The following is a 19,379-nucleotide window of genomic DNA, read 5'->3' on the forward strand; positions in this document are numbered from 1 at the left end:
ACGATGAAAGGACACGACATGCCCAACCCCGACGGTGATGTGGCCACCGGCTGTCCCGTGCACGCCGACGCCGCGGCGGGCCCCCGCCCGTGGACGCCCGGGCTCCCCGAGCCCCGCCCGGTGGAACAGCTGCTGCTGCCCGACGGCAACCCGGTATGGATGATCACCCGGTACGAGGAGGCGCTCGCCGCGCTGAACAACCGCAAGCTGAGCAAGAACTTCGACAACGCGCTGCCCGAGCTGTGGCCCGCACTGGGCTACGACGGCCGCAAGTCCATCCTCAACCAGCACATGAACCTCGCCGACCCGCCCGAGCACACCCGGCTGCGCAGACTGGTGTCCAAGGCGTTCACCCCGCGCCGGGTGGCCGACCTCGAGGAGCGGATACAGCAGATCACCGACGAGCTGCTCGACGCGGTCGCCGAGGCGGGCACCGCCGACCTGAAGGACGCGTTCATCTCGCCGCTGATCTCGACGGTGCTGTACGAGATGCTCGGCGTGCCCCTGGCCGACCGCGACGAGTTCGAGCGCAACACCTACATCTTCGTCGGCCTGGGCAACTCCTCCAGCCCCGAGGAGGTCATCGCCTCGGTCGGCTGGTTCGAGGAGTACCTGACCAACCTGACCGCGCAGCGCCGCGCCGACCCCGGCCCGGACCTCATCTCCGGCCTGGTGCAGGCCAACGAGGACGGTGACGCCCTCGCCGACCTGGAGATCCGCTCCACCGTCATGCTGCTGCTGCTCGCCGGCGCGGAGACCACCATCAACCTGCTGTCCAACGGCATCCTCGCGCTGCTGCGCAACCCCGAGCAGCTGGCCGAGCTCAAGAACGACCCCGAGGCGCTCGGCCCGGCCATCGAGGAGCTGCTGCGGCTGACCAGCCCGGTGTTCACCGTGGTGTACCGCTTCGCCACCGAGGACATGGTGCTGGGCGGCGCGCACGTCAAGGCGGGCGAGCACGTGATGATCTCGCTGGCCGCGGCCAATCACGACCCCGGCCAGTTCAGCGACCCGGAGACGCTGGACATCCACCGCGACGCGTCCAAGCACCTGGCGCTGGGCCACGGCACGCACTTCTGCATCGGCGCCCCCCTGGCCCGGCTCAAGGCCCGCATCGCGCTGCGCACCCTGTTCGACCGGTTCGACGATCTCCAGCTGGCGGTTCCGGAGGTAAAGCTCACCTGGACGCCCAGCCTGGTGGCCAACAGCCTCGACCACCTGCCGGTCACCTTCACCGCGGCCACCCCGGCCGCCGCGGGGTGACACCCGGCGCAGCACCCCGCACTCCCCGGCCGCCGCAGGCTGACACCCGGCCCACCCCGAACACCTCTGGCGCCCGCACCACCACCCCGAACCGAGACGACACCTTTCCGCGCGGCGACCGCCGTCCCGCGCGGGGTTGGGAACGCGAGACATGACCGAAGCACCCATGCTCGACCCGGGCTTCATCGCCCAACTCCTGCCCTTCGACCCCTTCGACCCGGCCTTCCTGGTCAACCCCTACCCGAGCTACGCGCAGGTCCGCGACAAGGGTCCGGTGACCCGCACCCCGCTGGGGCTGTGGGCGGTGACCGGGCACGAGGCCTGCTCGGCGGTGCTGCGCGACCAGCGGTTCGGCTGGGGCGACGGCGCCACCGTCGCCGACCACTTCCGCACCGAGGCCGACGGCTCGGTGGTCCGGCCGTTCATCTTCTCCGACCCGCCCGAGCACACCCGGATCCGTGCCCTGGTCAGCAAGGCGTTCGCCGCGCGCCAGGTCGACCGGATGCGCGCCACCGCCGAGCGGGTGGTGCGCGAGCTGATCGAGACCGCCCGCGCCGAGGCGGGCGACGGGCCGATCGACCTGATGCGCGCGATAGCGCACCCCCTGCCCGGCCGGATGCAGAACGCGCTGCTCGACGTCCCGGCCGAGCACGCCGCCCGGTTCGACGAGCTGTCCGGCGACATCGCCCGCGGCCTGGACCCGAGCTTCCTGCTCACTCCCGAGGAGATCGCCAAGCGGGACGACGCCCGGGCCGAGCTGTACCGGTACATCGGCGAGCTGGCCGAGCAGCGCCGGGCCGCGCCCGGCACCGACCTGATCAGTGAGCTGGTCGCCGTCGAGGAGGGCGGGGACACGCTGACCCCGCACGAGCTGGAGGTCACCTGCACACTGCTGCTCTCGGCCGGCTACGCCACCACGGTCAACCTGATCGGCAACGGCATGTTCGCGCTGCTCAACCATCCCGAACAGCGGGACTGGCTGCGCGCCCACCCGGACCGGGTGCCCGCCGCGGTGGAGGAGATGCTGCGCTTCGACGCGCCGGTGCAGATGATCGCCCGGGTCGCCGTGGCCGAGGCCGAGATCGCCGGGCACACCGTCCAGCCGGGCGAGCAGGTCATGCTCATGATCGGTGCGGCCAGCCACGACCCGGCGGTCTACGACGACCCCGACGAACTCAAGCTGGACCGGCCGGCCGGCCGCAACCTGGGCTTCGGCCTGGGCATCCACTTCTGCGTCGGCGCGCCCCTGGCCCGGCTCACCGCACAGGCCGCGGTGTCCGCCCTGACCGCGCTGGACCTGGAACTGGTGACCGAAACGCCGCCCCGGGTGCCCAACATCATCATGCGCGGCCTGGCCGAACTCCCCGTCCGCGTCACCGGCTGAAGCGCACCGCACCGGGCGGATCCCGGTTTCGGCGAAGGAACACGGACCTGGACACGTGAGCACCGGACGTCTCCGGTGCTCACGTGTCCCGGAGTGAGTGCCCCAGGCGCAACGACCACCACCATCATGACGAACGGATCGCCTCGCCATGTCCGATGAGACCCACCCCATGCCCGAACCGTCCGCCGAGGCACGGGAGTTGCCGCACAGGGACGGAGCGCGCACGTGCTGACGGATCTGGCCGACCTCCTCGAGTCTGCGAACGTCCCCTCCGAAGACGTCGCCTCCTTCCCCCTTCCCTCCTCCTACCGAGCGGCTGTGGTCCTCCGGGACGAACAGCACATGTTCGACCACCTGCCCGTCACCGAGCGGGAACCCCGCAAGTCGCTCCATGTGAGGGAGGTACCGGTCCCGGAGGTCGGTCCGGGCGAAGCCCTGGTGGCCGTGATGGCCTCCTCGGTGAACTACAACACCGTCTGGTCGTCCATCTTCTCGCCCCTTCCCACGTTCACGTTCCTGGAGCGCTACGGCCGCACCAACGAGCTGGCCAAGCGGCACGACCTGCCGTACCACATCCTCGGTTCCGACCTCGCGGGCGTCGTCCTGCGCACCGGCCCCGGCGTCCGACGGTGGAAGCCCGGCGACAGGGTCGTGGCGCACTGCCTGTCCGTCGAGCTGGAGTCCTCCGACGGTCACAACGACACGATGCTCGACCCCGAGCAGCGCATCTGGGGCTTCGAGACCAACTTCGGCGGGCTCGCCGAGATCGCGCTCGTCAAGTCCAACCAGCTGATGCCGAAGCCGGACCACCTCAGCTGGGAGGAGGCCGCCGCCCCGGGCCTGGTCAACTCCACCGCCTACCGCCAGCTGGTCTCCCGCAACGGCGCCGGCATGAAGCAGGGCGACAACGTCCTGATCTGGGGCGCCAGCGGCGGCCTCGGCTCCTACGCCACCCAGTTCGCCCTCGCCGGCGGCGCCACGCCCATCTGCGTGGTCTCCAGCGAGCAGAAGGCCGAGATCTGCCGCTCGATGGGCGCCGAGCTGATCATCGACCGCGACGCCGAGGGCTACAGGTTCTGGAAGGACGAGAACACCCAGGACCCGAAGGAGTGGAAGCGCTTCGGCAAGCGCATCCGCGAGCTGACCGGCGGGGAGGACATCGACATCGTCTTCGAGCACCCCGGCCGCGAGACCTTCGGCGCGAGCGTCTACGTCACCCGCAAGGGCGGCACCATCACCACGTGTGCCTCGACCTCGGGCTACGTGCACGAGTACGACAACCGCTACCTGTGGATGTCGCTGAAGCGGATCATCGGCTCGCACTTCGCCAACTACCGCGAGGCCTGGGAGGCCAACCGGCTGATCGCGAAGGGCAAGATCCACCCCACGCTGTCGAAGGTGTACGCACTGACGGAGGTGGGCCAGGCGGTGGACGACGTGTACCGCAACAGGCACTGCGGCAAGGTCGGCGTGCTGTGTCTGGCACCCATGGAGGGAGGAGGAGTGGACGACCCTGCCATGCGGGCCCGCCACCTGGAGGCCATCAACCGTTTCCGCCGTACCTGAGGGAGGGGAGCAGCACCGCGGCGCCGACGGGGAAGACCTGTCAGTCGGCGGTGCTGTTCTTCCGGATGACCAGCTCGGCGATCTCCCCGAGCAAGGTGATCTGGCCAGGGGTGAGATGTCGAGGAAGTAGCGTCGGACGTCCTCCACATGGCGCGGGACAGCGGCGGTGATGGCGTCTCGGCCCGCCGGGTGACCACCACGAACGTCGCACGCTTGTCGCCTGGTGGCTCGGGTTCGCCCAGGCCAGAACATCGAGAGGGACGGCGAGGAGCCCTGGGCGTCGGCGGAAGCCGTGTACCCGCCCGAGGAGACGGTGTGCGCGCTGTCGGTGCCGGGCCTCTACCTCGTCTGCGATCGGGAGTTCATGATCGATCGCCCGTCGCAGCTCTCCGAGCACCTCGTGTCGTCCAGCCGGGGCCGACGGCTCTACCTCCATGCGATGCACAGCGTCGTCGACTGGCTGGCTTTCGCCATCCGGGAAGACGGGCGACTGCTGCGCTCACTGAGTCTGTCCCCGGACACCGGCATCATCGAGGACATGGGCGAACGGCTTGCGTTCGAACTTCCTTACTGGGAGGGCCGACACCCGATGGCGCCCTGTCCATCCGACGGGGACGAGGAGCCGTACCCCCGGCCGTTCCACCCACTCGATCTGGGCGAGCGGGCGATGCTGGAGTTCTTCGGCTTCTACGTGGAAGGCAGCTGTGCCGGGGACGAAGCCGCCGATCCGGTGGTGGACGCCTGGGGTGTCGAACTACACGGCTTTCGCGTGACACGCGCCTCATGAACGGGGCTGACCATGAAGTCCCTCATCGCACCGCGGTGTCGAGACGGCCCCCCACCTCGCCGGTTCGCGGTGCTCAGTCGAGACAGAACTCGTTGCCCTCGATGTCCTGCATCACGATGCACGAATCGTTGCCGTCGTACAGCAGTCGCACGCGTACCGCGCCGAGCGGGAGCAGCCGTGCGCACTCGGCTTCGAGCGTGGCCAGGCGCTCCTCACCCACGAGCCCGGTGCCGACCCGCACGCACAGATGCACCCGATTCTTGACGACCTTGCCTTCGGGAACGCGCTGAAAGAACAGTCGCGGGCCCACACCTGAGGGGTCACTGCAGGCGAACCATGAACCCCGATCCTCAGGAGACCGGGAGCGGTCGAAATCATCCCACGTGGCGAACCCTGCCGGTGGCGGCGATACGACGTACCCCAGCACCTCGCACCAAAAACGAGCGAGGCGCTCAGGTTCCGCGCAGTCAAAGGTGACTTGAAACTGCCTGATCGATGACACAGGCGCACCTTAACAGGGGGGACCCTCTCGCCGATGGCGGTGTTGGGCCGGCCGGAGCGCAGGGCTCGTTCGGCGCGCAGGCGGGCCCGCCCGGTGACGGTGACTCCCTCACGCGGACGGCACCACGTCCGCGTGACACCGGCCTCGGCCAGTGCGGACGCCTGCTCACCCCTGGCGAGGGCGCCGGGCCGGACGAGCCGATGGGACAGCGCTTTCGCGCAGTTGCCCATATGCGCCGGCTCGCCGGGGCGGACGTAGCATCGACGCCTGTTCCCCACCGGTTCAGTTCGGGTTCGCCCGGCACGCAGTGCACAGGAGTGTCAGAACGTATGGATGGGACATCGGACGGCCCTTGGTCGGGAACCGGTCTGGACCCGCTGGGCGGACGGGTGCTGGAGTACCTGGTGACCGTGCCGTCGGCGGACGCGGCCCAGGTGGCGGCAGCGGTGGGGGTGCCCGTGGCGGAGGCGGAAGAGGCACTGCGGCACCTGGAGGACGTCTCGCTGGCGTTGCGCGTCGGCGGCGGGGCGGCGCGGTGGGCGGCAGGCCCCCCGCGGGCGTCGCTCGGCGCGCTGCTGGCCCGGCGGCGGGCCGAACTCGCGCGCGCCGAGGCGCTGGTGGAGCGGCTGCACGAGACGTACGAGGCGATCTCCGGGCCGCGCACGGCGCATCTGGTGGAGGTGCTGGAGCGCGAGGAGGAAGTGTCGGCGCGCTACGGCCAGTTGCTGAAGGGCAGTGCGGCCGAGGTGCTGCACCTGGCGAAGCCGCCGTACGTGACGGGGCCCGACATGTCGGCCGGGGACCTGGGCGTGGCGGACGGGGTGCGGATGCGCTCGGTGTACGAGACGGAGGCTTTCACCGATTCGGTGTCGCTGGAGACGGCGTTGCGCGGGACGGCGGAGGGGGGCGAACTGCGGCTGGCGTCACGGCTGCCGGTGAAGCTGGTGGTGTTCGACCGGGCGGCGGCGCTGCTGCCGGTGCGCGGGGACCGGCCGGCTGCGGGCTCGCTGGTGGTGCACTCGCCCGCCCTGGTCGAGGCGCTGGTGGCGCTGTTCGAGAGCGTGTGGGAACGGGCTGAGCCGGTGCCGCTGGCGAGCCGGCGCGACGATTCGGTCCCGCTGGGCGACCGGCCCGAGGGGCCGGTGCCGGAAGGGGGCCCGAAGACGGTGGGGCCGGACGCTCGGACGCGGGAGATCCTGCATCTGATGGCCACCGGGATGAAGGACGAGACGATCGCCCGTGTGCTCAGGGTGAGCCGCCGTACGGTGCAGAAGCACGTCAGCGAGGCGGGGACCCTGCTCGGTGCCCGGACCCGGTTCCAGATCGCGCTGCTGGCGGCGGAGCGGGGATGGCTGGGGGAGCAGCCCTGACAGAGCATCCCTGGCAGGTTTCAGGTTTCAGGCGGGCCGGGGACGGTGCCGTATCCATGCCGGATACGGCACCGTCCGTGCGTTCCGCGGGTACGGAAGGTGGGGTTCAGCCCGCGGTCACGGCCGCGTCCGCAGGGGTGCGGCGGCCGTCGGCCCCGCGGCCTCGAGCGCGAGGTTCTTCCGTGTGACCCGGTCGCCGTGCACCACGGCCCGCCGGGTGAGCGGCTGGTAGCCGTCCGCCGTCACGCGCAGGGCGTGCACGCCGGGACCGGCCGTGAACAGCGTGTACAGGCCGTCGCCGACGGCCGGGTCCTCCGGCGTGGCCACGGTGAGCGCGCCGGCGCCGGGCGCCGAGGCGTCCGTGACGGTCGCGCCGACGACACCGCGGCCGGTGCCGGCGTCCCTGACGGTGCCCACGGTCAGCCCGCCCGGTACCGGCTGCAGCGTCCGGCTCTCCACGGTCACGTCGTCGACCTGCCAGAAGTAGGCCCAGTTCGCGACGAAGTGGAAGCGCAGCCGTACGGACGGCTGCCCGGCGAACTGCCGCAGCGGCACGTTCACCGTGAGATGGTCCGCCTGGCCGCCCGCCTTGGGACCGGCCCACACGTTCCGCCAGGTTGCGCCGTCGTCGGTGCTGGCGTCGACGGTCATGTGCTGCTGGCTGAGGTTGGTGATGTAGCCGGTCTTGAACGTGAGAGCGGCCGACTGCGCGCCGGACAGGTCGTAGGCGGGACTGATCAGCGAAGTGTCCTGGTGCGGTCCGAAAGGCCCGCTGTCGCTTTCGATGACCGCGAAGGCACCGCTGCCGCCGGTGGCGTTGCCCCGCTCGTTCGGATCGTCGAACTGCCAGCCGTTGTCGCTGCCCGCCGCGGTCGTCACCGACCAGCCCTGCGGAGCGGCCGTGGTGGAGTCGAAGCCCTCGGTGTGCTCCGTGCGGTGGAGGCCGTAGCCGACGGCGGTCGCCGCGTCGGGGTCGGCGGTCAGTGCCGCGTCCGCCGTCACGGGCTTGCCGCCCAGCGTCACCTCGCGGGTGAGGGGTTCGTAGCCGGGCAGCGCGGCGGTGATGTCGAGCGTGTAACCGGCGTTCTTCGGCAGCGAGACGGTGTAGTCACCGGTCACCGGGTCGGTCCAGACCGGCGCCTCCGGCGAGCCCTCGACGGCGACCTTGGCGTAGAGCGGCCAGCCGTGCCCCGAGCCGTCCCGCACGGTCCCGCGCACCTGGGTGCGGGGCAGCGCCTTCAGACTGAAGTCGCGGGTCACGGTGCTGCCGTCCTCGATCTCCACGGTGACGGGGGCCGTGGACGCGTAGCCGAACGCCTTGACGGTGAGCCCGCCGACCTCACCGGCGGGCAGGTTCAGCGTGTACGTGCCGTCGGCGCGCGTCGTGGCCACGTCGAGTCCGGAGCCTACGGTGGCGCCGGCCACGGGCTCACCGGTCTTCGCGTCCGTCACCGTGCCCGACATGGTGCCGCTCGGGCCGCTGCGGAAGGCCGCCAGGCCGGCCGGGGTGCCGAGGCCCGTGGGGCCGTCGTAGCCGGTGCCCGCGGTGCACAGGTACGCGGTGGCGCAGGTGCCGTTGGACCCGGAGGTGATGTCGTTCAGCCCGGAGCCGCCGGTCGCGTACGGGTAGGCGTTGGGGTAGGTGCCCGGGCGGGGCGGGCCGGCCAGCGCGTAGGCGCCCGCTATCACCGGAGTGGACGCGCTGGTGCCGCCGTAGCGCTGCCAGCCGGTGCCCAGCGAGCCGAACGTCGAGTAGACGGCAACGTTGTCAGCGACCGCGGACACGTCGGCGACACTGCGTCCCGAACAGCCGGTGTCCTTCTGGAACTCCGGTTTGGTCTGGTACGTCGCGCAACCCGAGCCGGGGCCGTAGGAGTTCCGCTTCCACACGGTCTCGTCCCAGCCGCGCGGGCTGGCCGGGTCGGCGGTCAGATTCGTGCCGCCCACCGCCGTCACGGTGGAGAGCGTGGCGGGGAACGCGACGCCGTAGCCGTTGTCACCGCTCGCCGCCACGATCGCGACGCCGGGATGGTCGTAGGAGGAGCCGTAGGTCTGCTGGTCCGTGGCGAAGTCGCCCGCGCGGCCGTAGGAGTTGGAGACGTACTTCGCGCCCAGCTCCACGGCCTTGTCGACACCGGCCGCGAGCCGGTCCAGACCGTCGTTGTCCGTCTCCACGAGCAGGATGTGCGCCTGCGGGGCGACGGCGGAGACCATGTCGAGGTCGAGGGCTATCTCACCGGCCCACATGTCGTTCGACAGCGGATAGTCGGTGCCGCCGCGCTGGTCGACCTTCTTGAAACAGCCGTTGGCCGTGGTGCACGGCGGCAGCCCGTACTGGGCGCGGTAGACCGCCAGATCCGCCTCCGCGTTGGGGTTGTCGTACGCGTCGACGATGGCGATGGTCTGCCCGGCGCCGCCGTCGGCCGGGAGGCTGTAGGCGCTCTGGATGTCCTGGGGGCCGAGCCCCGGCGGGGTCTGTGCCGCGGTCAGCCGGAGCAGCGGGGCCTCGTCGGCGGAACGCATGGCGAAGCAGGTCGCGTGCCCCTTGGCGGGCGTGCCGCACACGGGAGCCAGGTCGGCGCCGGCCGGATCGGCGGCGTCGGAGGCGGTGTCGAGGCGGACCGGCGGGGTGGTGGTCCCGGAGTCCGGGAGCGGCGCGGCGAGCGCGGGTGAGGAGACCCCGAGGAGAACAAGGGTGGTGAGTCCCAGGGTGGCGACGCCGTGCCTGAGCGCCTGAGAGACGGTTATTCGCTCTCTTCGGAGCGAGGATTTGTTCACGTCGTACCTATCATGACGGACCCTCGAATGCGGGCCGGTGAACGGGCAAACACTTCCGGACAATTAGCCGGGCGAAATGAAGAGCTGTCAACACTGCATTCGTTACGCGTTCATGTCGGGGCGTCAGGGGCATGTGCGCCAAGGCCGGTACGCGGTCGACCTTGGCGCCGGCGGCAGAACTTTGTGGTGGTACGCAACGGTTTCAGAGGAGGTGGAGACCCGACGTCGTCAGGGTTCTCACTTGTGCAGGAGCACGTATTCCCACAACGCCGTGCTTGCCCGTCCGTCGTTCCGGTGACCAGAATGGGCCGACAAGAAGCTCCACCTGGTCCGTCTCCCGGCGAGAAACCCGGTGTGAAACAGAAACGAGGTTCCGGAGGCGTCCTCGATCGCCGGAACCGAAATTCGTCCGGTGCCGTCACGCACCCCTGCATATCCGCGGCGTCCAGGCGCCGCACCGCCTTTGGGGCCTGCCGCACGCGCGGCAGGCCCCTTTGCCGTGCCGCGCGCGGACGGGGGAGCGCCCCGCGGCCGGCCGGCGGCGGCAACGGACCGGCCCGACAGGGGGATTGACAAGCAACCAGCCGCGGAAGGAAAGTTTCAGCTTGCAAGGATCGGTGTGAAAGTTTCTTTCGGAGGTCCTGTCGTGCCACTGGAACAGCCCGGAAGCCTCGGCGCGCCCGACCGGCTCGGGGTCAGCCGGCGCCGGTTCGGAGCGGGAGTCCTGTCCGTGGGCGGCGCGCTCGTGCTCGCGCCCCTGGGGACCGGATCGGCGGCGGCGGAGGGCAGCGGTGACACACCGCCACCGCCGGGACCGGCAGCCGCTCCCGGACCGACTCTGCGACGCGGCTCCGCCGTCCGGGCCGGGCTGCTGCCGGAGCCTCTGGCGGAGGTCGTCACCGTCGCCGAGCGGTACCTGCAGCCCGCACCCAAGCATCCGTACTGGTCCAGCGCGGTCGTCCTCGCCGGGCGCGGCCGAACCGTCGCTCTGGAGAAGGCCGTCGGCAAGGCGGTGCGCTACCAGGACTACGACCCCGCCACCGACACCGGCATCGAGTTCCCGCCCGACCAGCAGCTCGACACCACTCCCGACACGGTCTACGACCTGGCCTCCCTGTCCAAGCTCTTCACCTCGCTCGTCGCCGTCCAGCTCATCGAGCGCGGCCGAATCGAGCTGGAGGCCCCCGTCGCCCGGTACGTGCCCGAGTACGCGGGGGGCGGCAAGCAGGACATCACCGTCCGGCAGCTGCTCACCCACACGGCCGGGCTCCAGGCCGACATCGCCTTCTACCGACTGGGCAGCCGGCAGGAGATGCTGCAGGCCCTCTGGGACGAGAAGCCCATCCACCAGCCGGGGACCGTCTACCTGTACTCCGACCTCAGCATGATCTCCCTCCAGCAGGTCGTCGAGCGGGTCACCGGAAAGCCGCTCGACGACCTGGTCGCGCAGGGGATCACCGGGCCGCTCGGCATGACCGCGACCCGCTACAACCCGCCCGCCTCCTGGCGGCCGCACATCGCGGCCACCGAGGTCGCCCGGCAGCCCTGGTCGGGTCTGGACCGGGGCCTGGTGTGGGGCGAGGTGCACGACGAGAACGCCTACGCGTTCGACGGCGTCGCCGGCCACGCCGGTGTCTTCTCCCGTGCCTGGGACCTGGCGGTCCTGGCCCGGACCCTGCTCAACGGGGGCGCCTACGGCGGAGTGCGCATCCTCCGCAGGCAGTCGGTGGAGCTGCTGTTCACCAACTTCAACACCGCCTTCCCCGGCGACGACCACGGCCTCGGGTTCGAGCTGTACCAGCACTGGTACATGGGCGCGATGGCCTCGCCGCGCACCGCCGGGCACACGGGCTTCACCGGAACCAGCATCGTCCTCGACCCGACGACGGACTCCTTCCTCGTCATCCTGGGCAACTCCGTGCACCCGGTGCGGACCTGGCGGTCGGGTTCGGCGCCGCGGGTGGCCGCCGGGGACCGTATGGCACGCGCCGTTGCGGTGCGCCCCGCCCACGGGGAGGCGGCATGGTTCGGTGGCACGGCCAACGCGAGTACGACCACGCTGACCCTGCCCGCCCTCGACACCTCGGCCGGGGCCCGGCTCACGGGCGACCTGTGGTGGGACACCGAGCCCGGCTCCGACGCCCTGCACGCGGAGACGTCCACCGACGGCGGCGCGACCTGGCAGCCGCTGCCGTTCACCACCCGGGCGCCCGACGCCACCGGTACCACGGCTCACGACGACGGCACCGTCTCCGGCTACAACGGACGTGTCTGGCACAGGCTCGACGCGGCCCTTCCCGCCGGCTCCGCTCTGCTGCTGCGCTGGCGGTACGCCACGGACGCGCTGTACGTGGGTCGAGGCGTGTACGTCGGGGCACTGAAGGTGGAGTCCGGGAGCACGCTGCTGTACTCCGACGCCCGGCCGGGCGACATCTCCCGGGTGAACGCCGTCGGGTGGACCCGCCGGCAGGACTGACCCGGGTACCGGGTGGCACCCGGTACCCGCCGCGAACGTCAGGCCGTGGCCTCGTCCAGGAGTTCCAGCACGTGCCGGTAGGGGTGGCCCGTGGCCCGGGTCATCCCCATCTCGCAGGTGCGGTTGCAGGAGGCGTAGGCGTCGTACGTCCCCGCGTCGATCTCGGCGGCCTGGGCCGCGACGGCGGACGCGGTGATCTCCGGGTGGAGCAGACCGCGGTCCCCGGCGAACGCGCAGCAACCCCAGGTGTCGGGGACGGTGACCTCGTCGCTCACCGCCGCGGCCACGGTGCGCAGCGCGTCGTCGACACCGAGGTGCACCGTGGAACAGGTGGGATGCAGGGCGAGGCTGCCCAGGCGGCGGGGTTCGGGCAGGGCGGGGAGCAGGTGCTCGGCGGTGAAGGCGACGCTGTCGACGAAGCGCAGCGACGCGAAGCGGGCGCGGCCGGATTCCGGGAGCGCTTCGTGCAGTCGCTCCAGGCCATGGGTGCAGGACGAGGCGTCACAGACCACCGGCAGCCGGCCGTGGTCGCTCTCCTCCCACAGCGCCTCCAGGGTGCGGGCGGCCATGGTGCGGTGCCCGGCGGTGTATCCCTTGGACTGCCAGGGCGTGCCGCAGCACAGACCGGCCAGCCCGGAGGGCACGGTGACGGGGACACCCGCCCGTTCGCACAGCCGTAGAAAGGCCGCCGCCGCCCCGGCCGCCTCTCCGGCCGCCGCGTTCGTCGCCCCCGGCGCACTCCCCTCGGGCGCGAAGACGCTGCCGATGCACGCGGCGAAGAACACCGCACGCGCCTTCGCCGGGTGCCGGGGCGCGGGACGGGCCGGGCCACCGCGCGGGATGTCGTCGGCCCAGGCGGGCACCAGCTCGTCCGCGCCGAGCCGGCGGAGCGCACCGGTGGCGGTGCGCAGGACCGGGGCGGGTACGGCGTGGGCGGTGTTCAGCCCGGCGCGCACGGCCTTGACGGCGGTCCCCCAGTGCCGGGCGACGGCGTCCCCGGCGCGCTGCGCCGCGGCACCGTGCCGCTCGGCGCGCAGGCGTTTCATGACCGCCCCGGTGTCGATGGTGACCGGGCAGGCGGTGACGCAGAGGCTGTCGGCCGCGCAGCTGTCGACGGCCGCGTAGGCGTAGTCCTCCGTCAGCGCACGGCGCCGCTCCTCGTCCCCCGTCGCCGCGGCCAGCGCGATCTCACGCTGGAGGGCGATGCGCTGACGCGGCGTCGTCGTGGCGCCCGCGGTCGGACACACCGGCTCGCAGTAGCCGCACTCGACACACGCGTCCACGGCGGGATCGACCTCCGGAATGCTCTTGAGGTTGCGCAGGTGCGCGGCCGGATCGTCCTCCAGGAGCACGCCAGGGTTGAGCACACCGTGCGGGTCGCACAGCCGCTTCAGCTCGCGCATCACGTCGTACAGCTCGTCGCCGTACTGGCGGCGGACGAAGGGCGCCATGGCCCGGCCGGTGCCGTGCTCGGCCTTCAGCGTGCCCCCGGCGTCCAGGACGAGGTCGACCATGGCGTCGGTGAACCGGGCGTAGCGCTCGACCTCCGGGGCGGAGTCGAAGTCCTGGGTCAGCATGAAATGGAGATTGCCGTCGCGGGCGTGACCGAAGATCACCGCGTCCTGGTAGCCGTACCGGTCGAAGAGGCCGGTCAGGCCCTCGCACGTGCGGGTGAGGCGGTCCATCGGCACGGCGATGTCCTCCAGCAGCGCGGTGGTGCCGGGTCGGCGCGCGCCCGCGACCGCGGTGTACAGGCCCTTGCGCAGGTGCCACAGCCGGGCCCTGAGGCGCGGGTCACCCACGAGCGAGGACCCGGTGACGGTCGGCAGGCGGTCCAGGGGCTGCCGCGCGGCGGCCACCCTCTCCGCCAGCGGCTCCGCGCCCGCCTCGGCGAATTCGACCAGGAGGGCCGCGTGCCCCTCCACGCGCAGGCCGCGCACGTCGTCGACGGGATCGGGGGACCGCTGCGCCACCCGCAGCGATGCGGCGTCGAGCAGCTCGGCGGTGCGGGCACCGGCGGCCAGCAGGGCGGGCAGGGCGTCGGTGGCCTCGGCGAGTCCGGGCAGCACCAGCAGGCCGGTGGCGGTGTGCGGCAGCAGGGGAACGGTGCGGAAGACGGCCTCCCCGACGAAGCCGAGGGTGCCCTCGCTGCCGATCATCAGGTGGGCGAGGATGTCGGCCGGTTCGTCGTGGTCCAGGAACGAGTTGAGCCCGTAGCCCATGGTGTTCTTCATCGAGAACAGCCGTTCGACGGTGGCGCGGGAGCGGGCCGAGGCGCGGACGCGGTCGCGCAACCGCAACAGCCCCGCGTGCAGTTCGGGCTCGCGGGCGCGCAGCGCCTGGTCGGCGTCGGGGAGCGCGGTGTCGACCACGGTGCCGGAGGGCAGCACGAACTGCAGGGACTCCATGGTCCGGTAGGCGTTGTCCTGGGTGCCGCAGTTCATGCCGCTGGAGTTGTTGGCGACCAGGCCGCCGATGGTGCAGGCGGACTCGCTGGCCGGGTCCGGGCCGAGCCGGCGCCCGTACCGGGCGAGCCGCGCATTCACCTGACGCACCGTCAGCCCTGGCTGCACCCGGATGCGCAGGCCCTCGTCGAGGACCTCCGCGGTGCGCCATTCGCTGCGGACGTCCACGAGGATGCCGTCGCCGCCCGCCTGCCCGGAGAGGCTGGTGCCGCCCGAGCGCAGCGTGAGCGGCAGCCCGGCCGCGCGGGCGCCCGCCATCAGGGCACCCACCTCGGCCGCCGACGCGGCACGCACCACGGCCCGCGGTGTGAACAGATACGGCGAGGCGTCGTGCGCCGCCGCGACCCTGCGGGGCACGTCGGTCGTCACTCGGGCCGGGTCGCTGACACATGCGGCCAGCAACTCGGCCAGGCGGTCGGGCCGGTCCAGGGCCTCAGAGGCGGCCGGCGCGGAGGAAGGTGTGGCGGCGGAGGGGCTCATGGGTCCTTGCCGGTCGAGTCGGGGTCAGGGGATGGGGTCAGGGGATGATCCGCAGCAGGTGCGGCGGCTGAGCGACGGGTTCGGGCAGCCGCAGCGGCGCCCGGCCGGGGGTGATGCTGCCGAGCAGCGTGGCCCGGGAGGCGCCGGTGGCAGAGGGATGGGTGCCGGGCAGACCGTGGACCGTGAGGAAGCCCAGGACGGCGAAGGCCAGGGCCTCCTTGGCGTCGGAGGGCAGACCGAGGTCGTCACTGCTGCGCACCGGCACGCCGGGCAGCTCTTCGGTGATCATGCGCATGAGCACCGGGTTGCGGGTGCCGCCGCCGGAGGCGACGAGTTCGGTGACCCCGTGGGCACGGCAGGCATCGGCCACGGTCACGGCGGTCAGCCGGGTCAGCGTGGCCAGTACGTCGTCAGGGGCGGGCGTGGGCACCGCGTCGAGTGCCCGCCGCAGGTAGGGCAGATGGAAGTGCTCCTTGCCGGTGCTCTTCGGTGCGGGCCTGCGGTAGTAGGGGTCGTCCAGCAGGAAGCGGAGCAGCTCGGGGCTGACCCGTCCGGCGGCGGCCCGGCGTCCGTCCGCGTCGTAATCGGCGGCGCCGCCGGTGAAGTGCCGTACGGCCGCGTCGAGCAGGGCGTTGGCGGGGCCGGTGTCGAAGGCGAGCGGCTCGGCGCCGGGCGCGAGGACGGTGACGTTGGCGATGCCGCCGAGGTTCAGCGCCGCGGGAGTGCCGGGCAGGGCGCGCAGCAGCAGGCTGTCGGTCATGCCGACCAGCGGGGCGCCCTGGCCGCCGGCCGCGACGTCCCGGCCGCGCAGGTCGGAGACGACGGGCAGTCCGGTGGCCTCGGCGATCCAGGCCGGCTGGCCGAGTTGCAGGGTGCCGCGGACGATGCCGCCCTCGACCCAGTGGTGCATGGTCTGGCCGTGCGAGACCACCAGGTCAGCGGCGCCCGCGCACAGTTCCCGCAGGGCACGCGCGGCCGCGCCGGCGAAGGCCTGCCCGATACCGGTGTCCAGGGCGCAGACCGCCTGGGTGGTGGTGGCGGCCGGCGGCAGGGAGGCGGCGATCAGGTCCCGCAGGTCGTCCGGATAGGGCACGGAGAGATGCCCGAGGGGCCGCAGGAGCAGGGTGTCGTCGTCCAGGGTGAGGTCGGCGGCGGCCGCTTCGATCGCGTCGTATGAGGTGCCTGACATCAGGCCGATCACCCGCATGACGCCTCCTGGTTCGCTACCCGCACGGCGGGCGGAGTGGGCTGGGGCATGGTGCCTTCCGAGAGGGTTCGGGGGTGCGGGGGCGCTGGGCGCTGGTCCCGCGTGCGGTGCGGTGCGGTGCTGGTGCGGTCCGTGCGGAGTACCGGTGCGGTCCGGTGCCCAGGTGGTGCTGTGGGCTGGTGCGATCCGGTGCGGGCGATCCGGTGCGGGTTGTTGGTGCGGTCCGTGGTGGGGGAGTGCGGGCGTATTGGTGCGGTCGGGTGCCGGAGTGCGCGGGCCGGGCTGGGGCCGGGGTACGGCCCCGGACTAGGCCGGGCCGCCGGTGCGGGCCCGCACCGGCAGGTGGCCGGCGCGGTCCCGCACCCGGTGGGTGGGCGTTGAGTCCTGGTGCCCCGCACCCGGGGGGTGGGGTCAGTCCTGGTGGGCGGACGCCGTGATCCGCCCCTGGTCGGGGCCCGGCTCGCCGTCGCCCACCGGGACCTCCGTGGCCTCGGGAGCGCGGTGGAACAAGCTCATCAGGCCACCGACGACGAGGGTGACCACCACGCCGATCGGGACCAGCCACTGCGCGGCGATCGCCGTCGGCACGGTGGTGCCGGCCGCCGTGGTGACGTCGATCTTCACCTCGCGCACGATGTACGTCATCAGCGCCACCGTCACCAGGAACGCCACGACGGAGTCGATCTCGTTGGCGCGCCGCACGATCCGCCCGAGCAGGAACGCGCCGAGCAGGGCGCCGTAGGTGTAGCCGGCGATGGTCAGGCCGGTGAGGTAGACGTTGCCGGTGCTCGTGCTGAACGCGCAGGCGAAGACCGCCATCAGCGCAGCCCACACCAGCGTCATCACCCGGGCGAGCTTCAGCAGCGACGCCTCGGAGGGTGTCGTGCGGAAGAAGCTGTGGATGATGTCGGCGACGGTCGAGTTCGACATGGAGTTCAGCGCCGAGGACAGCGAGCCCATGGCGGCACCGAGGATGCCGGCCACCAGCAGACCGGATACCACCACGGGCAGCCCGTGCAGGATGAAGTGGGGGTAGAGGTTGTCCGAGCTGTTCAGGCCCAGCTCCTGGAAGCTCTTGCCCTGGTTGTACGCCCACAGCAGCGCGCCGACGAGGGAGAAGGCCGCGAACTGGAAGGTGACGAAGACACCGGAGGCGATCATGGCCTTCTGGCCGTCGCGCAGTGACCGGGTGGCCAGGATGCGCTGGACGATGAGCTGGTCGGAGCCGTGACTGGCCATGGCGAAGATCGCACCGCCGACGATGGCGGTGGGCAGGGCGAACGGGCTGGTCATGACGTGCGCCAGGCCGAAGTCGGTGTCGAACAGCTTGAACTCGCCCGCGTGCAGGGCGCGCGTGAAGCCGGCGCCGCCGACGTGCCCGGAGAGGACGGCGATGGTGAGGACCGCGCCGCCCAGGTAGAGGCCCATCTGGATGGCGTCGGTCCAGATGACCGCCTTGATGCCACCGAGATACGTGTAGACGACGGTGATCACGGTGAGCACGATGATGATGAGGCGGTAGCTCGTGTGCACCCCGAACTCGTCGAGCAGCAGCTTGATGGGGATCGCGGAGGCGAAGAGCCGGACGCCCTCGGCCAGGAGGCGGGTGAAGACGAAGGTGACCGAGGCCAGCCCCTGCAGTCTCAGCCCGAAGCGGGTGCCGAGGTACTGGTAGGCGCTGACGAACCCGCCCCGCTTGTACAGGGGGATGAGCACGGTGGCGACGACGACGCGGCCCACGACGTAGCCCAGGGCCAGTTCGACGTTGCCGAAACCCTGTCCGCTGTAGGCGCCGCCGGGCACGCTGATGACGGTGAGCACGCTGGTCTCGGTGGCGACCACGGAGAACGAGACGGTCCACCACGGCATGCTGCCCTCGCCGACGAAGTAGTCCTTCGACGTCTTCTGCCGGCCGGCCAGGCGCAGTCCGATCACGGCGATCGCCACCAGGTAGACGACGATCACCACGAGGTCGAGTTGGCGCACACTCTCTCCTAAGCAACGGCCGGCGGGGAGACCGGCGGGGTGGGGACAGCGGGGAAGGGCGCCGTCCGCCGGACGCGGACGACGTGCGGTTCGTGCGGCGTACGGGCATTCAGGGCCAGCAGGCGCGCACCGTCCAGTGGGTCCCCGAGCGCGGGCCGCGGGTGGAGGGGGCGCGGGAAGCCGGCGAGCGCCGAGCGCAGCGGCCCGAGCAGCGGTTCACCGAGGCCGGTGAGCCCGCCGGTGACGGTGACGCCGAGGCCGTCGCCGCCGATCCGGCGCGCCGCGGCGAGCACGGCCTCGCCGAGTGCGGTGGCGGCGTCCCGGATGATCGCCGAGGCCGTGGTGTCACCCGCCGCCGCCGTGCGCGCGACGTCCGGGGCGAAGGACGCGGCGGTGCGGGCCGGGTTGCCGTCGCGGCCCAGGGCCAGCGGCAGCCGGTCGGGGTCGCCGAAGCGCTCGACCGCGGCGGCCAGCAGCGCCGTGTCCGGTCCGCGTCCGTCGTGGGCGCGCAGCGCGGCACGCAGTCCGGCGGCGCCGATCCAGGCGCCGCTGCCCTCGTCCCCGAGCCAGGGGCCCCATCCGTCGACGCGGGCGTACGACCCGTCGTCCCCGATGCCGATGGCCACCGAGCCGGTGCCGATCGCGAGGACCACGCCGGTACGGCCGCCCAGGGCGCCGGCGTGGGCGGTGACCGCGTCGCTGGTGACGGCCACCTCGTCCGCGGGCAGGTCCGCGAGGAGCAGGCCGGCCAGGGCGCGGGCCGCCTCCGGTGCGGCGGCGGCCCCGGCCGCGCCCACGCAGACGACCGCCGGCCGGACCGACGGCTTCTGCTCCAGGAGGGGGAGGACGGCGGCGAGTACGGCCGTACGGGCCGTCTCCACTCCGTTGTCGGAGGCGAGCCCGGGGGCACCGGGCACCTCGTGAACGTCGAGGGCAGGTCCGGTGCCGTCCCACAGCAGGGCACGGCAGCCGGTCTTGCCCAGGTCCACCGCGACTGCTGCTGTCATGCGGCACGCCTTCGTGTGTCCAGGGATCCGTCACGTCGAACGGTCACAGAGCGGCCAGGAGGCCAGTGGCCGGCGCGGATCGCGGTGCAGCGAGTATCAGAAGACGAA

Annotated in this window: 12 protein-coding genes; 6 read left to right on the forward strand and 6 right to left on the reverse strand. The window is 72.1% G+C overall.

All coding sequences use genetic code 11. The features are described from left to right. The first annotated feature begins 18 nt into the window (after nt 1–18). From ACGFRF_RS34740 to ACGFRF_RS34755, 4 genes are all read left to right on the forward strand, one after another. Complete coding sequence (locus ACGFRF_RS34740; protein WP_393746908.1) at nt 19–1,263, forward strand: cytochrome P450; 1,245 nt, start codon at nt 19–21, stop codon at nt 1,261–1,263. A 151-nt stretch (nt 1,264–1,414) separates the two neighbouring features. Then, on the forward strand, nt 1,415–2,647 hold the full coding sequence (locus tag ACGFRF_RS34745; protein WP_393746910.1) for a cytochrome P450: 1,233 nt from the start codon (nt 1,415–1,417) through the stop codon (nt 2,645–2,647). Between the two features lie 228 nt (nt 2,648–2,875). Beyond that, nucleotides 2,876–4,213 carry a crotonyl-CoA carboxylase/reductase gene (ccrA, locus tag ACGFRF_RS34750; protein WP_393747090.1) on the forward strand — a complete coding sequence of 446 codons (1,338 nt, stop codon included), beginning with the start codon at nt 2,876–2,878 and terminating at the stop codon, nt 4,211–4,213. A gap of 220 nt (nt 4,214–4,433) precedes the next feature. Beyond that, a complete protein-coding gene (locus tag ACGFRF_RS34755; RefSeq protein ID WP_393747092.1) occupies nt 4,434–5,000 on the forward strand; it encodes a DUF6928 family protein in 567 nt (188 codons plus the stop codon). Nucleotides 5,001–5,073: 73 nt separating this feature from the next. Here ACGFRF_RS34755 and ACGFRF_RS34760 read toward each other — a convergent pair whose 3' ends face one another. After that, nucleotides 5,074–5,502: a VOC family protein gene (locus tag ACGFRF_RS34760; RefSeq protein ID WP_393746912.1), complete on the reverse strand. Its 429-nt coding sequence runs from the start codon at nt 5,500–5,502 to the stop codon at nt 5,074–5,076. A gap of 329 nt (nt 5,503–5,831) precedes the next feature. Here ACGFRF_RS34760 and ACGFRF_RS34765 point away from each other — a divergent pair, with 329 nt between their 5' ends. Beyond that, a complete protein-coding gene (locus tag ACGFRF_RS34765; RefSeq protein WP_393746913.1) occupies nt 5,832–6,872 on the forward strand; it encodes a LuxR C-terminal-related transcriptional regulator in 1,041 nt (346 codons plus the stop codon). A 117-nt stretch (nt 6,873–6,989) separates the two neighbouring features. Here ACGFRF_RS34765 and ACGFRF_RS34770 read toward each other — a convergent pair whose 3' ends face one another. Further along, nucleotides 6,990–9,650 (reverse strand): carboxypeptidase regulatory-like domain-containing protein, encoded by a 2,661-nt coding sequence (locus ACGFRF_RS34770; protein ID WP_393746914.1) that lies wholly within the window; start codon nt 9,648–9,650, stop codon nt 6,990–6,992. Between the two features lie 646 nt (nt 9,651–10,296). On the opposite strand from ACGFRF_RS34770, the gene ACGFRF_RS34775 reads away from it, so the two are divergent. Then, a complete protein-coding gene (locus tag ACGFRF_RS34775) occupies nt 10,297–12,126 on the forward strand; it encodes a serine hydrolase (RefSeq protein ID WP_393746916.1) in 1,830 nt (609 codons plus the stop codon). Between the two features lie 38 nt (nt 12,127–12,164). Here ACGFRF_RS34775 and ACGFRF_RS34780 read toward each other — a convergent pair whose 3' ends face one another. The 4 genes from ACGFRF_RS34780 to ACGFRF_RS34795 form a co-directional block, all read right to left on the reverse strand. After that, nucleotides 12,165–15,071: an FAD-binding and (Fe-S)-binding domain-containing protein gene (locus ACGFRF_RS34780; RefSeq protein WP_393746918.1), complete on the reverse strand. Its 2,907-nt coding sequence runs from the start codon at nt 15,069–15,071 to the stop codon at nt 12,165–12,167. A 37-nt stretch (nt 15,072–15,108) separates the two neighbouring features. Further along, nucleotides 15,109–16,278, reverse strand: a complete 1,170-nt coding sequence (locus tag ACGFRF_RS34785) for an anhydro-N-acetylmuramic acid kinase (protein ID WP_393746919.1) — start codon at nt 16,276–16,278, stop codon at nt 15,109–15,111. Between the two features lie 411 nt (nt 16,279–16,689). Beyond that, nucleotides 16,690–18,264 (reverse strand): sodium:solute symporter, encoded by a 1,575-nt coding sequence (locus ACGFRF_RS34790; RefSeq protein ID WP_393746921.1) that lies wholly within the window; start codon nt 18,262–18,264, stop codon nt 16,690–16,692. Nucleotides 18,265–18,272: 8 nt separating this feature from the next. Further along, nucleotides 18,273–19,271, reverse strand: a complete 999-nt coding sequence (locus ACGFRF_RS34795) for an N-acetylglucosamine kinase (RefSeq protein ID WP_393746923.1) — start codon at nt 19,269–19,271, stop codon at nt 18,273–18,275. Between the last annotated feature and the right edge of the window lie 108 nt (nt 19,272–19,379).

Source organism: Streptomyces sp. NPDC048521 (assembly GCF_043199855.1).
Lineage (GTDB): Bacteria > Actinomycetota > Actinomycetes > Streptomycetales > Streptomycetaceae > Streptomyces.